This is a genomic window from Frigoribacterium sp. 2355 (assembly GCF_054060695.1).
In genome coordinates this window covers 17,573-29,890 of sequence record NZ_JBSSDL010000012.1, presented here as the reverse complement: position 1 = coordinate 29,890, position 12,318 = coordinate 17,573, and the positions used below count along the sequence as shown (strand labels likewise).

Below are 12,318 nucleotides of genomic sequence, written 5' to 3'. Positions count from 1 at the left end.
CCACCCCTTTCCCCGGCGGCATGAGCGATGATGGCCTGATGAGCGACCCGAACGCCGCCCCTGGTCTGCGCGAGCGCAAACGTCTGGCCACCCGACGAGCGATCCAGGTCGCCGTCCTCGACCTCATCGTCGAACACGGGCTCGACGCGGTGACGGTCGACATGGTCAGCCGCCGGGCCGACGTCTCGCCGCGGACCTTCTTCAACTACTTCCCCTCCAAGGAAGAAGCCGTCGTCGGTGATCCGCCCGCGCTGCCGGACGGTCGAGACCTCGAGCGGTTCGTGGCCCAACGCGACGAGCCCGTGCTGTCGAGCCTGATCCAGCTGCTGACGCACGCCGTCGAGTCGGCCACGGTCGATCGCGAGCTGGTCGTCCTGCGCCGACGGGTGCTGCGGGCGCACCCCGACCTGCTGGCCCGTCGCATCGCGTCGACGCGCGTCTTCGAGGAGCGACTGACGACCGTCGTCGCGCAACGCATGGCGGCCGACGAGGGGGTGGCGGACGACGCCGTCGACGCCTCGTTGCTCAGCCGCGCGCACCTGGTGTCGCTCGTCAGCATCGCCACCCTCCGCCATGCCTGGGCCGAGTGGATCGACGACGACGACGTGGACCACCTCAGCGACATGCGGTACAGCCTGCGCGCCCGCATGGAGGCCAGCTTCGTCGAGCTCGGTCGCCTCGTGACGCGTGAGGTCCGCTGATCCTGTACAGTATCTAATCGTGCCGCGAGGCACGGGCAACCGGCCGAGGTCGGCCCCGCCGCTTTAGCTCAGTCGGTAGAGCGTCTCACTCGTAATGAGAAGGTCATCAGTTCGATTCTGATAAGCGGCTCCACCACAGCCCCGGGTCACCACGACCCGGGGCTGTTCTCGTCCGAGGGCGTGCCGTCTCGAGGCCCCGGTCCCGGTCCCTCCGCCCCCAATAGTGGTGAGGGCGTCGTCGACTTGTACCCCGAACGGCCCCCGGGCGTCGTCCCGTCGCCCTACGGTCGATCTGCGACGACCACCTGATCCCGGAAGGAGGTGGCCCGCATGCCCCTCCGAGTGATCTGCACCGCGCTGCTCGCCGCCGTCCTGGCGGGCATCCTCCTGGTCGTCTGGGCCGGAGGCGACTCCTCGGCTCTCGCGACGGCCGGCGTGGCCGACGGACCGACGACGGTGGTCCTCGCGAGCGGCGACGCCGGACCCGAGGCGGGCCCCACGGCCGAGGACGCAGGAGGCGCGGGGTGCGTCGACGACGCCACCGGCGCCTCCGTCCCCTCGCCCGCGCAGCCCGGCGCCGATGCCGGGAGCGGCGCGACGGGTGCCCCCGACGCGGCGAGCGGCGCCACGGGCACGACCGCCGCCGACCTCGACGCGTTCCGGACGGCGTACGACGAGCGGCGACAGGCGGCGTGCCTCGGGCTGCTGCCGGCCGCGAACGTGCGGTACGACGCGTGCCTCGAGCAGTACCTCTTCTGGGTCGCCGGCGACCCGAGCCCCGATCCGTTGAGCGCTTGGGGGCACAAGGGCGAGGTGGTCCGCAGCGACGGGGTGCCCCCGGTCGGCTGCGACGGCAACCTCGCGGGCGGCACGTCGACCACGGGCGACGTCGCCGCCGCCAAGTGGTGGGCCTCGGCCCCGCACCGCGACGCCGTCTACCGACCGGACTTCCGCGGAGACCTCGCGCACGCCTGTGTCGGGTTCGCCGCCGTGCACGGGGGAGCACCGGACGACAGCCCGGACTTCGTCCGTTCGGCCAGTCGCTGGTACGCCTGCTGAACGAACCGCGGGACGGCGCCTCGACCCTCGCGGGCCTCCCCGTCGGCGGTGACTGGTAGACAGTCCGCATGACACTTCGATGGGGAATCCTCGGCGCCGGCGGCATCGCCGCCACCTTCACGTCCGACCTGCAGGGGGCGGGGTCGACCGTCTCCGCCGTCGGGTCGCGAGACCTGGCCAAGGCACGCGAGTTCGCCGACCGTGCCGGGGTCCCGGGGGCTCACGGCAGCTACGACGACCTGGTCGCCGACCCCGAGGTCGACGTGGTCTACGTCGCCACCCCGCACCCGTTCCACGCCGAGAACGCCCTGCTGGCCATCGCTGCCGGCAAGCACGTCCTCGTCGAGAAGGCCTTCACCGTGAACGCCATCGAGGCCGAGCGGGTCCACGCGGCCGCTCGCGAGGCCGGCGTGGTCGTCCTCGAGGCGATGTGGACGCGGTACACGCCGCAGAGCGCGCGACTGCGCGAGGTCGTGCGCTCCGGGGTCATCGGCGAGGTGCGCCTCCTGACGGCCGTGCACGTCCAGTCACTGCCCACCGATCCCCACCACCGCATCAACGACCCGGCCCTCGGCGGCGGGGCCCTGCTCGACCTCGGGGTGTACCCGGTGTCGTTCGCGGACGACCTGCTCGGGGCGCCCTCGACGGTCTCGGCAGCCGCCACGCTGAGCGACCAGGGCGTGGACGCCCGCGTCGCGATCCAGCTCGGTCACGAGTCGGGTGCGACGGCCCAGCTGTACGCCGCCCTCGATACCTCGGGCCGCAACACCGCGACGCTGCTCGGCACCGCCGGTCGCATCGACGTCGACGACACGTTCTACGCGCCCGGAGGCTTCACGGTGCGGGATCAGGACGACGCCGTGGTCGAACGCTACGAGGCCGACGAGAGCGGGCTGAGGGGCATGCACCACCAGGCGCTCGAACTCGAACGGGTCGTGGCGGCGGGCGAGCGAGAGAGTCCGCTGCTGACAGCCGCAGGCGTCGTCGGCGTCATGCGCACCATGGACGAGGTCCGCCGACAGATCGGCGTGCGGTACCCCTCCGAGGGATGACGTGGGCACGAGGCTCCGTATGATGTCCTCGATGAGCGATCAGGGTGAGCCACGTCACGACCGTCCCGAGTCGACCACGGGGGGCGACGGCGTCGGCTCCGGCGACGCGGTCCGGTCCGCGGGGCCGGGCGCCTCGGTGCGGCGTTGGGTCTCCTCGCGTCCGCGAGGGGTCGTCGTGACGGCGGGCGTCCTCGCCTTCGCGTTGCTCGGCGGCGGCGCCGTGGCCGCCGGGGCCGCCACCGCGCCCGACGCCGGGACGGCACGGGCCACCGCGTCGAGCCCCGAGCCGGCGGTCACGGTCACCCCGACCCCGACCCCCTCGGTCGACCCCGCCCGGTCGGTTCCCGCCGACATCCCGGGTGCCACGCGCCTCCGGACCTGCTCGGTCACCGGGGCTGCGTCGGACGCCCGTCTCGCCCAGTTCGAGGGCAGCGTGGTCAACGCCGCCACGGGCGAGGTCCTCTTCGACCGCAACGGCTCGACCCCGGCCCGCACGGGCAGCGTGTTGAAGACCCTGACGAGCGCGGTCGCCCTGTCGGTCCTCGGGCCCGACGCGCGTCTCACCACCCGGGTGACCGGCGACGCCGGGACGGGCGCCGTGTCCCTGGTCGGCGGCGGTGACGCCACGCTCAGCGCCACCGGCTCGAGCGTGTACGCCGGGGCCCCCACGGTGGCCGACCTCGCGACCCAGGTGAAGGCGTCGCTCGGCGAGCAGCCCCTCACGCAGATCACGCTCGACGCCACCTTCTGGAACCCCTCCGACAAGTGGGACCCGTCCTGGAAGCGCACCGAGCAGACCATCGGGTACCACTCCGAGGTCACCGCGCTCATGGTCGACGGCGACCGGGCGAACCCTGCGGCCCAGACGAGTCCGCGCAGCACCGACCCCGTCGCCCGTGCCGGCGACGCCTTCCGCTCCGCGCTCGTCGCCGCGGGCGTCGTCGGCGCCGAATCCGCCACCATGACCCAGGGCGCCGCCACGAGCGGCACCGTGATCGCCCAGGTGTCGTCTCAGCCGGTCAGCCGCCTGATCTCGCAGCTGCTGCCGACCTCCGACAACACCCTCGCCGAGATGCTCGCTCGCGTCTCGTCGAAGGCGTCCGGTGCCGACGGGTCGGCCGCGTCGCTCACCGCCCTCTACCAGTCCGTGCTCTCGTCGACCTATGGTCTCGACACGTCCTCGCTCACGATCATCGACGGGTCCGGCCTGAGCGAGAACGACGCCGTGCCCTCGACCTTCGTCGCGCGCCTGATGATCCAGGTCCTGAACCGCGAGCACGGCCTCGGCGTCGTCTACGACGCGCTGCCGGTGTCGGGCAAGACGGGCACGCTCGCCTCCCGGTTCACGGGCGCGAACGCCGTGGCCCGTGGTGCCGTGCACGCCAAGACCGGCTGGATCGACACGGCCTACACCCTGGCCGGCACGGTGGACGCGGCGGACGGCACGAAGCTCACCTTCGCCTTCTACGCGATCGGCTCCGTGCAGGACGACGCGCGGGCCGCCCTCGACACCCTGACGACGGCCGTCTACAACTGCGGCGACAACCTGGCCAACGGCTGAGGCGTGCCGCTGTCGGTGCGGCGCGCGAGAATGGTGGCATGACCAGAGCACTCTTCGTCATCGACGTCCAGAACGACTTCACCGAAGGAGGCGCGCTCGGGGTCACCGGCGGCGCCCACGTCGCGCAGGCGGTCACCGACCACCTCCGCGCCCATCGCGACCGGTACGACCTCGTCGTCGCCAGCCGCGACTGGCACGCGGCCGACGGCGACAACGGCGGCCACTTCAGCCCCGAGCCCGACTTCGTCGACTCGTGGCCGGTCCACTGCGTGCAGGGGTCGACCGGTGCCGACTACCATCCCGACCTCGACACCGCGTTCGTCGACGTCCACGTGCTCAAGGGCGACGGTCGACCGGCCTATTCGCTCTTCGACGGGTTCGTCCCCGACGGGCGACCGTTCGCCGACGTCCTCGCCGCGACGGGGGTCGTCGAGGTCGACGTCGTCGGTCTGGCGACCGACCACTGCGTCCGGGCCTCGGCCCTCGACGCGGTCACCGCCGGGCTCGGGGTCACGGTGCTGACCGACCTCGTGGCGGGTGTGGCCCCGGCTCCGAGCGAGGCCGCCCTGGCCGAGCTGCGCGCGGCCGGCGTGCGCACGGTCCCGTCGTCCGACGTCGTCGACGGCTCGACCGGGGTCCCGGCGTGAGCCGCCCGGTCGTGACGGCCGCCGAGCGTCGTCGCGTGGTCGAGGCCGTGCCCACCGGCCTCTTCGTGGGGGGCTCGTGGGGCCCGTCGTCCTCCGGCGAGACGATCGACGTCGTCGACCCGGCCACGGGCGAGGTCCTGGTCGCGGTGGCCGACGCCACTCCCGCCGACGGCCTGCGGGCCCTCGACGCCGCGGTCGCCGCGCAAGAGGACTGGGCGGCCACGTCCCCCCGCCACCGCAGCGAGGTGTTGCGTCGCGCCTTCGACCTGCTGATGCAGCGGCGCGACGACTTCGCCCTCCTGATGACGCTCGAGATGGGCAAGCCGCTGGACGAGTCGCTCGGCGAGGTCACCTACGGCGGCGAGTTCCTCCGCTGGTTCTCCGAAGAGGCCGTGCGCGTCTCGGGTCGCTACGGCACCAACCCCGAGGGCACCGGCCGGACGACGGTGCTGCACCGCCCGGTGGGCCCATGCCTGCTGATCACCCCCTGGAACTTCCCCCTCGCCATGGCGACCCGCAAGATCGCGCCCGCCCTCGCCGCCGGCTGCACGGTGGTCGTCAAGCCGGCCGAGCTGACCCCGCTCACCACGCTCGCCTTCGCCGCCCTGCTCGCCGAGGCGGGTGTTCCCGACGGGGTGGTGAACGTCGTGACGACCCTGTCGGCGAACGACGTGTGCGAGCCCCTGATCCGTGACCCGCGCCTCCGGAAGCTCAGCTTCACGGGGTCGACGCCGGTGGGGTCGACGCTGCTGACGCAGGCCTCCCAGCAGGTGTTGCGCACCTCGATGGAACTCGGGGGCAACGCGCCCTTCGTCGTCTTCGACGACGCCGACCTCGACGCCGCGGTCGAGGGCGCGATGCAGGCGAAGTTCCGCAACGTGGGCCAGGCCTGCACGGCCGCCAACCGGTTCATCGTGCACGAGTCGGTCGCCGACGAGTTCACCGCCCGGGTGGTCGAGCGCGTGCGAGGACTCCGGGTGGGCGCGGGGACCGACGACGGGGTCTCCGTGGGCCCGTTGATCGACGACCGGGCCGTCGACAAGGCCGACCGCCTGGTCCGCGACGCCGTCGCCCACGGCGCGGTGGTCGAGACCGGCGGCCACCCCGTCGACGGTCCGGGAACGTTCTTCGAGCCGACCGTCGTGTCGGGCGTCGCCCCTGGCAGCGAGATCCTGACGACCGAGATCTTCGGCCCCGTCCTGGCCGTCTCGACGTTCCGGGACGAGGCCGAGGGGGTCCGCCTCGCGAACGACACCGAGTTCGGGCTCGTCGCCTACGCCTTCACGCGGGACCTCGCCAGAGGGCAGCGGCTGGCCGAACGGCTGCAGACCGGCATGCTCGGGCTGAACGTCGGCGTGGTGTCGAACGCCTCGGCCCCGTTCGGCGGCGTCAAGTCGTCGGGCCTCGGCCGCGAGGGCGGTGCCGAGGGCATCCACGAGTACCTCGAGACGGTCTACGTGCTCACCCCCGACCCGTTCGCCGCCGCATGAGCGCCGTCGAGCCGCTGCGCGTCGGCATCGTGGGCTACGGGCTCGCAGGACGGGTGTTCCACGGCGCGCTCCTGGCGGCGGACCCGGCCTGGCAGGTCGATGCCGTCGTCACGCGCGACCCCGACCGTGCGGGGCAGGCCGTCGCGGCGCATCCCGGTGCCGCGGTCATCGCAGACGTCGACGAGCTCTGGCGTCGTGAACTCGACCTGGTCGTCGTGGCCACCCCGAACGACACCCACGTCGAGACCGCGGTGCGTGCCCTGCGAGCCGGGGCCGCCGTGGTGGTCGACAAGCCGCTGGCGACCTCGGCCGACGACGCCCGCGGGCTCGTCGGGCTCGCCGAGTCGCTGGGGCGGCCGCTGACGGTCTACCAGAACCGGCGGTGGGACGGCGACTTCCTGACGGCGACGCGTCTCGCGGGGTCGGGTGAGCTGGGCGACGTGCACACGGTCGAGTCGCATTTCGAGCCGTGGAAGCTCGAGAACCGCGTCGGCTGGAAACGTCGGGCCACACCCGCCGATGGTGGCGGCATCCTGTTCGACCTGGGCCCGCACCTCGTCGACCAGGTCATGCGCCTCCTGGGGCCGGTCCGGTCCGTCCATGCCGAGATCGCGACCCGCCGCCTCACCGGCTCGGCCGACGACGACGTGCATCTGTCGCTCGAGCACGACGGGGGTCGACGGTCGCGGCTGACGATGAGCCACGTCGCAGCCCTCCCCGGGCCGAGGTTCCGGGTGCTGGGGTCGGCCGGCGCGTACGAGGTGCACGGCCTCGACCCGCAAGAGGCCCAGCTGTCGTCCGGACTGCCGCCGGTCGATCCCACCTACGGGGTCGACGCGGGCGATCGTCGTGGTGTCGTCGTCACGGGCGGCACGCGTCGCGACGAGTCGACCGATCCGGGGCGCTATCCCGAGTTCTACTCCCGACTGGCCCGGGCGCTCCGAGGCGACGGCGACCTCCCGGTCGACCCCTGGGACGCGGTCAGGGCACTCGAGGTCATCGAGGCCGCCCGCCGTTCCGCGGGGGAGGGACGCGTGGTCCGCCTCTGAGCTGACAGCGAGAGGCGAACGGCCAGCGGCGAGCGGAAAGCGGCGAGCGGAAGGCGGCGAACCGCGAGCAGCCGCTCGGCGGCGAGCGGGGCGGCGGTCACCGCTCGTCCCCGGTCAGAGCCGCGTGGACCAGTCGACCGTTGCGAGCGTCGCCTCGACGTCGACCTCGGCGATGGTCGACGGTGACCACCGGGGCCGGCGGTCCTTGTCGATCACGCGAGCCCGGATGCCCTCGACGAGATCCGGTGACGCGGCGAGCGAGGTGACGATGCCGAGTTCCTGACCCAGCACGGCCTCGAGGTCGGGCAGACGGGCCGCCCGCCTCTGGGCTTCGAGGGTCAGGACCACCGACGTGGGCGATGCCGCCACGAGGTCGTCGACCACGGCTCCGGCGTCGGCGAGACCTTCCTCGGCGAGCTCGTGCAGGCGGGACACGATCGTCCCGGCGTCGTCGCCGCGGTAGGCGCGATCGATCCACCCGGCGGCATCCGCGAGCTCGGACGGCCCCGCCGTCGTGCCCAGCGCCCGCACGGCGTCGGGGCCGCCCTCGGCCAGTGCCGGCAGGACTCGAGTCAGCTCGGAGGACGGGACGAACAGGTCGGCGAAGCCCGTGTGCAGGGCATCGGCAGCCGTCATCGCGCGGCCCGTCAGGGCGAGGTGGGTGCCGAGCTCGCCCGGGGCTCGCGACAGCAAGAAGCTCCCGCCCGCGTCGGGTGTCAGCCCGATGCGGGTCTCCGGCATGCCCACCGAGCTGCGTTCGGTGACGATGCGGAGCGTGACGTGACCGCCGAGTCCGATGCCGGCACCCATCGCGATGCCGTCGAGCAGCGACACGATCGGCTTCGACCAGCGCGACAGACGCAGCGTGCCACGGTACTCGCGCCGCCACATCTCGACGCTGCGCCGGGGGTCCGTCGTGGCGGCGGCGTGGATCCACGCGATGTCGCCCCCGGCACAGAACCCCCGTGGCCCGGCGCCCCGCACCAGCACCGACGAGACCCGCGAATCGTCCTCCCAGGCGTCGAGCGCCTGCTCGACGAGCCCGAGCATCTCGAGCGTCACCGCGTTGATCTTCTCCGGGCGGTTGAGGGTGACGACACCGACCCCGCGCTCGACGTGGGTCAGGACCGCGGGGGCGACATCGCTCATCGGGCCATCGTCGCACGGTGTCGTGGCCGCGCCCCGTCGCGCGAGGAGCCCGGCCTCAGACGAGGAGTTGGTGCTTCGCCAGGTCCTTGTACAGCGGCGTCGTCCCCACCAGTTCGGAGTGGGTGCCCACACCGACCACCCGGCCGGCCTCGACGACGACGATCTGGTCGGAGTCGACCACGGTCGACAGCCGGTGGGCGATGACGATGAGCGTACGGTTCTCGGCCACCGCGTCGATCGCTTCGCGGAGGCGCTGCTCGTTGAGGCCGTCGAGGCTCGAGGTCGACTCGTCGAGCAGGAGGATCGGCGGCGCGTTGAGCAGCGTGCGGGCGATGGCCAGGCGCTGGCGCTCGCCTCCGGAGAGCATCACCCCGTCCTCGCCGACCTGGGCGTCGAGGCCCTGGTCGCCGCGTTCGAGGACGGCGGTGAGGTTCACGGCCTCGAGGACCCGACGGCAGTCGTCGTCCGTCGCCTCGGGCGAACCCAGGGTGAGGTTGTCGCGGATGGTGCCGGCGAGCACCGGGGCGTCCTGTTCGACGTAGCCGATGCGGGACCGCAGGTCGCGCCGGTCGAGGGTGCGCACGTCGGCGCCCCCCACGCGCACGGCACCCGAGGTCGGGTCGTAGAAACGCTCGATGAGCGACAGGATCGTGCTCTTCCCTGCTCCCGAGGGGCCGACGAGTGCCGTGCGCTTGCCGACGGGCACCGAGAAGCTCACGCCCCGCAACACCGTGAGGTCGTCGTCGGCGGGGCCTTCGCCCGAGTCGTGGACCGGGTCGCCGGAGACCTGCGGGCCCCCCGTGGCCGGCCCGGCGGGGACCGGCGAGTCGGGGTAGCGGAAGTGCACGTCGTCGAACCGGACGGCGATGCCGTCGTCCGCCTCCAGACCACCGGCGCCCGCCTCACGGGTCGCGACCTCGGCCGCGAGGCGCTCGTCGCCGTCGGTCTCGCTCGGCAGGTCGAGGATCTCCTGGATCCGTCCGAGCGCCCCCAGGGCCTGGTTGACGCTGAGCACGGCGCCGAGAGCCTGGCCGAGCGGCATGATCATGAGGAAGAGGAAGAGCACGAACGAGATGAGCGAGGCGATCTCGATGGCACCGCTGGCCACCCGGTAACCTCCGACGCCGAGCACGACGAGGAAGGAGGCCTGGAGGGCGACGGACGAGATCGGCACGACCAGGGCCGAGATGCGCGCGACCTGCAGCCCCCGTCGGTAGGCGCCCTCGGCGTCTCGCTCGACGGCGACGATCTCGCGTTCGGTGGCGCCCGAGGCGCGGATCGTGCGGACCGAGCTGATGGCGCGTTCGACGGCGGCCGTCAGGTCACCCACCTTCTCCTGCGCCTGGCGGCTCGCCACGCGGATGCGTCCGGACAACAGCACGACGACGACGACCGAGACGGCGACGACGAGCACGGTCAGTCCGAGCAGGACGGGGTCGATCAGGAACATGCCGACCAGGGCGCCGACGAAGGTGAGGCTGCCACCGATCGCCTCGACGAGCCCCTGGGTGAGCACGGCCCGCAGCAGGGTGGTGTCCGAGCCGACCCGCGACACGAGGTCGCCCGTCCGGCGCGTGTCGAACTGGCTGACGGGCAACCGGAGCATGCGTCCGACGAGGCGACGGCGGCTCGACAGGACGACGCCCTCGCCGGTGCGCTGCAGCAGGTAGTGCTGGAACCCGCTGATCAGCCCGGCCACGACGACCAGCGCGACCAGGGCCCAGACGAGGGGACCGAGCGTCACGCCTTCCTGCACGGCCGAGATGACCTGCTGCACGAGCAACGGCTGACCGAGCGACGCCGCGGCACCCAGGACGCTGAGCACGATGATGACGGCCATGACCTTCTTGTGCTCGAACAGGTAGGGCAACAGCTGACGGAACGTGGCACGCGGACCCTCGGGCTGCGGACGGCGACCCCACCGCGACCGGGGCGCGGCCGGTGGGTCGACCCGCGCCTCCTTCCCGTCGGTTGTCGTCGTGCGCGCGCGTGTGTCGGAGCTCATGATGCCTCTCGTGCCAGGTGACCGGCGTCGCGGGGTGCGGCGGTCGGTGTCGCGGGCGGTGCCTCCGCCGACTACGACCGTACTTCGTCCCGGTGACTTCCACCTGCGCACGAGACCGGCCCGCGCCTCCGCTCAGGAGGCGCGGGCCGGGCGGCAGGGCACGTCGCGTCCGGTCAGCCGGCCGTGTCGTAGTCGACGTCGCGGGTCTCACGGCTGAGCACGAGCGCGATCAGGGTCAACACCGCCATCGAGGACAGGTAGAGACCCACGAGCCAGGTGCTGCCGCCCGCGGCCGTCCAGAGCGCGACGGCGATGAACGGGGCCACGGCGGCACCGAGGATGCTCGCGACGTTGTAGCTGATCGCCGAGCCGGTGTAGCGCACGCTCGTGGGGAACAGCTCGGGCAGCACGGCCCCCATCGGTCCGAAGGTCAGCCCCATGAGGACGAAGCCGATGATGAGCAACGCCTGAGCGCCGAGGGCACCCGCGGCGAACAGCGGGGCGAACGTGAAGCCGAAGACGAGGATGCCGGCCGTCACGCAGATGAGCATCGCGCGGCGTCCGTACTTCTCGGCCAGGGGCCCCGACACGAGCGTGAAGACGCCGAAGAACACCACGCCGAGGATCAGCATCCAGAGGAACTGCGTCCGGGGGATGCCCAGGCCGGCCGGGTCGCCCGCGGCGTCGGCCGTCCCGAAGGTCAGCGTGAACGTCGTCATCAGGTAGAAGAGCGTGTAGGTCGCCAGCATGATGAACGTGCCGAGCAGCAGGGGGCGCCAGCTCGACCGGAACACGCGGGCGAGCGGGAGGGTCGCGACGTTGCCCGAGTCGACGACCTTCTGGAACGCCGGCGTCTCGATCAGCTTGAACCGGACGTAGAGGCCGATGATCACCAGCACCGCGCTCGCGAGGAACGGCAGGCGCCATCCCCAGGCCATGAACTGCTCCTCGGTGAGGGTCGTGTTCAGCAGCACGAAGAGCAGGTTGGCGATGATGAAGCCGATGGGGGCACCCAGCTGGGGGAACGTGCCGTAGATCGCGCGGCGGTTCGCCGGGGCGTTCTCCGTCGCGAGCAACGCGGCACCGCTCCACTCGCCGCCGAGGCCCAGGCCCTGGCAGAAGCGCAGCACGACGAGGCAGGCCGGGCCGGCGACCGCCCAACCGGGCGTGGTGCCCGCCGGGATGCACCCGATCAGCACCGTGGCGATGCCCATCGTCAGCAGCGACGCCACGAGGGTGCCCTTGCGGCCGATGCGGTCGCCGAAATGGCCGAAGACGATCGACCCGACGGGCCGGGCGATGAACGCGACGCCGAAGACCGCGAACGAGGCGAGGCGGGCCACGGCGGGGTCGTCGTTGGCGAAGAAGATGGTCGGGAAGACGAGCACCGCGGCGGTCGCGTAGACGTAGAAGTCGTAGAACTCGATCGAGGTGCCGATGAGGCTCGCGACGATGACGCGCGAACGCTTGTTGATGGCGGGGACGGACGACGTCGACGGGTCGACGGTGGGGGCAGACACGGGGGCACTCCGAGGCAGGGGTCGAGGTCCCGGCGGACGTCGAGGACCCGGCGCATGGTGCGGCGCAACGGGTCGGACGGAGGCG

Annotated in this window: 10 protein-coding genes and 1 tRNA gene; 8 read left to right on the top strand and 3 right to left on the bottom strand. The window is 72.5% G+C overall.

The genetic code is table 11. From position 1 onward, the window contains the following. The first annotated feature begins 38 nt into the window (after positions 1 to 38). The 8 genes from ACVJ1F_RS12920 (at position 39) to ACVJ1F_RS12885 (ending at position 7,559) form a co-directional block, all read left to right on the top strand. Entirely contained in the window at positions 39 to 701 is a 663-nt protein-coding gene (locus ACVJ1F_RS12920) for a TetR/AcrR family transcriptional regulator (RefSeq protein WP_055971509.1), read from the top strand. Between the two features lie 57 nt (positions 702 to 758). Then, a tRNA-Thr gene (locus ACVJ1F_RS12915) sits at positions 759 to 834 on the top strand. Between the two features lie 197 nt (positions 835 to 1,031). Then, positions 1,032 to 1,760 carry a hypothetical protein gene (locus ACVJ1F_RS12910; protein ID WP_456886681.1) on the top strand — a complete coding sequence of 243 codons (729 nt, stop codon included), beginning with the start codon at positions 1,032 to 1,034 and terminating at the stop codon, positions 1,758 to 1,760. Between the two features lie 68 nt (positions 1,761 to 1,828). Then, positions 1,829 to 2,812, top strand: coding sequence for a Gfo/Idh/MocA family protein (locus ACVJ1F_RS12905; RefSeq protein WP_456886679.1), 984 nt, complete (start codon positions 1,829 to 1,831; stop codon positions 2,810 to 2,812). A gap of 31 nt (positions 2,813 to 2,843) precedes the next feature. Next, positions 2,844 to 4,373: a D-alanyl-D-alanine carboxypeptidase/D-alanyl-D-alanine endopeptidase gene (gene dacB, locus ACVJ1F_RS12900; protein ID WP_456886677.1), complete on the top strand. Its 1,530-nt coding sequence runs from the start codon at positions 2,844 to 2,846 to the stop codon at positions 4,371 to 4,373. A gap of 38 nt (positions 4,374 to 4,411) precedes the next feature. After that, complete coding sequence (locus ACVJ1F_RS12895) at positions 4,412 to 5,020, top strand: isochorismatase family protein (RefSeq protein ID WP_456886675.1); 609 nt, start codon at positions 4,412 to 4,414, stop codon at positions 5,018 to 5,020. Beyond that, positions 5,017 to 6,510: an NAD-dependent succinate-semialdehyde dehydrogenase gene (locus tag ACVJ1F_RS12890; RefSeq protein ID WP_402751887.1), complete on the top strand. Its 1,494-nt coding sequence runs from the start codon at positions 5,017 to 5,019 to the stop codon at positions 6,508 to 6,510. Before ACVJ1F_RS12895 ends, ACVJ1F_RS12890 begins: the two co-directional genes overlap by 4 nt. Further along, positions 6,507 to 7,559: a Gfo/Idh/MocA family oxidoreductase gene (locus tag ACVJ1F_RS12885; RefSeq protein ID WP_456886673.1), complete on the top strand. Its 1,053-nt coding sequence runs from the start codon at positions 6,507 to 6,509 to the stop codon at positions 7,557 to 7,559. The genes ACVJ1F_RS12890 and ACVJ1F_RS12885 overlap by 4 nt, the downstream gene beginning before the upstream one ends. Before the next feature lie 114 nt (positions 7,560 to 7,673). Here the strand turns inward: ACVJ1F_RS12885 and ACVJ1F_RS12880 are convergent, their stop codons facing one another. The 3 genes from ACVJ1F_RS12880 to ACVJ1F_RS12870 all read right to left on the bottom strand — a co-directional run bounded on the left by ACVJ1F_RS12880 (position 7,674) and on the right by ACVJ1F_RS12870 (position 12,233). Continuing rightward, positions 7,674 to 8,708, bottom strand: a complete 1,035-nt coding sequence (locus ACVJ1F_RS12880; protein WP_456886671.1) for an enoyl-CoA hydratase/isomerase family protein — start codon at positions 8,706 to 8,708, stop codon at positions 7,674 to 7,676. A gap of 55 nt (positions 8,709 to 8,763) precedes the next feature. Further along, complete coding sequence (locus ACVJ1F_RS12875; RefSeq protein ID WP_456886669.1) at positions 8,764 to 10,713, bottom strand: ABC transporter ATP-binding protein; 1,950 nt, start codon at positions 10,711 to 10,713, stop codon at positions 8,764 to 8,766. Positions 10,714 to 10,886: 173 nt separating this feature from the next. Continuing rightward, on the bottom strand, positions 10,887 to 12,233 hold the full coding sequence (locus ACVJ1F_RS12870) for an MFS transporter (protein WP_456886667.1): 1,347 nt from the start codon (positions 12,231 to 12,233) through the stop codon (positions 10,887 to 10,889). Between the last annotated feature and the right edge of the window lie 85 nt (positions 12,234 to 12,318).

Bases quoted from the DNA above. Each gene is read 5' to 3' on its own strand.
- ACVJ1F_RS12920 (WP_055971509.1), top strand. From the start codon at position 39: ATGAGCGACCCGAACGCCGCCCCTGGTCTGCGCGAGCGCAAACGTCTG.
- ACVJ1F_RS12910 (WP_456886681.1), top strand. From the start codon at position 1,032: ATGCCCCTCCGAGTGATCTGCACCGCGCTGCTCGCCGCCGTCCTGGCG.
- ACVJ1F_RS12905 (WP_456886679.1), top strand. From the start codon at position 1,829: ATGACACTTCGATGGGGAATCCTCGGCGCCGGCGGCATCGCCGCCACC.
- dacB (WP_456886677.1), top strand. From the start codon at position 2,844: ATGAGCGATCAGGGTGAGCCACGTCACGACCGTCCCGAGTCGACCACG.
- ACVJ1F_RS12895 (WP_456886675.1), top strand. From the start codon at position 4,412: ATGACCAGAGCACTCTTCGTCATCGACGTCCAGAACGACTTCACCGAA.
- ACVJ1F_RS12885 (WP_456886673.1), top strand. From the start codon at position 6,507: ATGAGCGCCGTCGAGCCGCTGCGCGTCGGCATCGTGGGCTACGGGCTC.
- ACVJ1F_RS12880 (WP_456886671.1), bottom strand. From the start codon at position 8,708: ATGAGCGATGTCGCCCCCGCGGTCCTGACCCACGTCGAGCGCGGGGTC.
- ACVJ1F_RS12875 (WP_456886669.1), bottom strand. From the start codon at position 10,713: ATGAGCTCCGACACACGCGCGCGCACGACGACAACCGACGGGAAGGAG.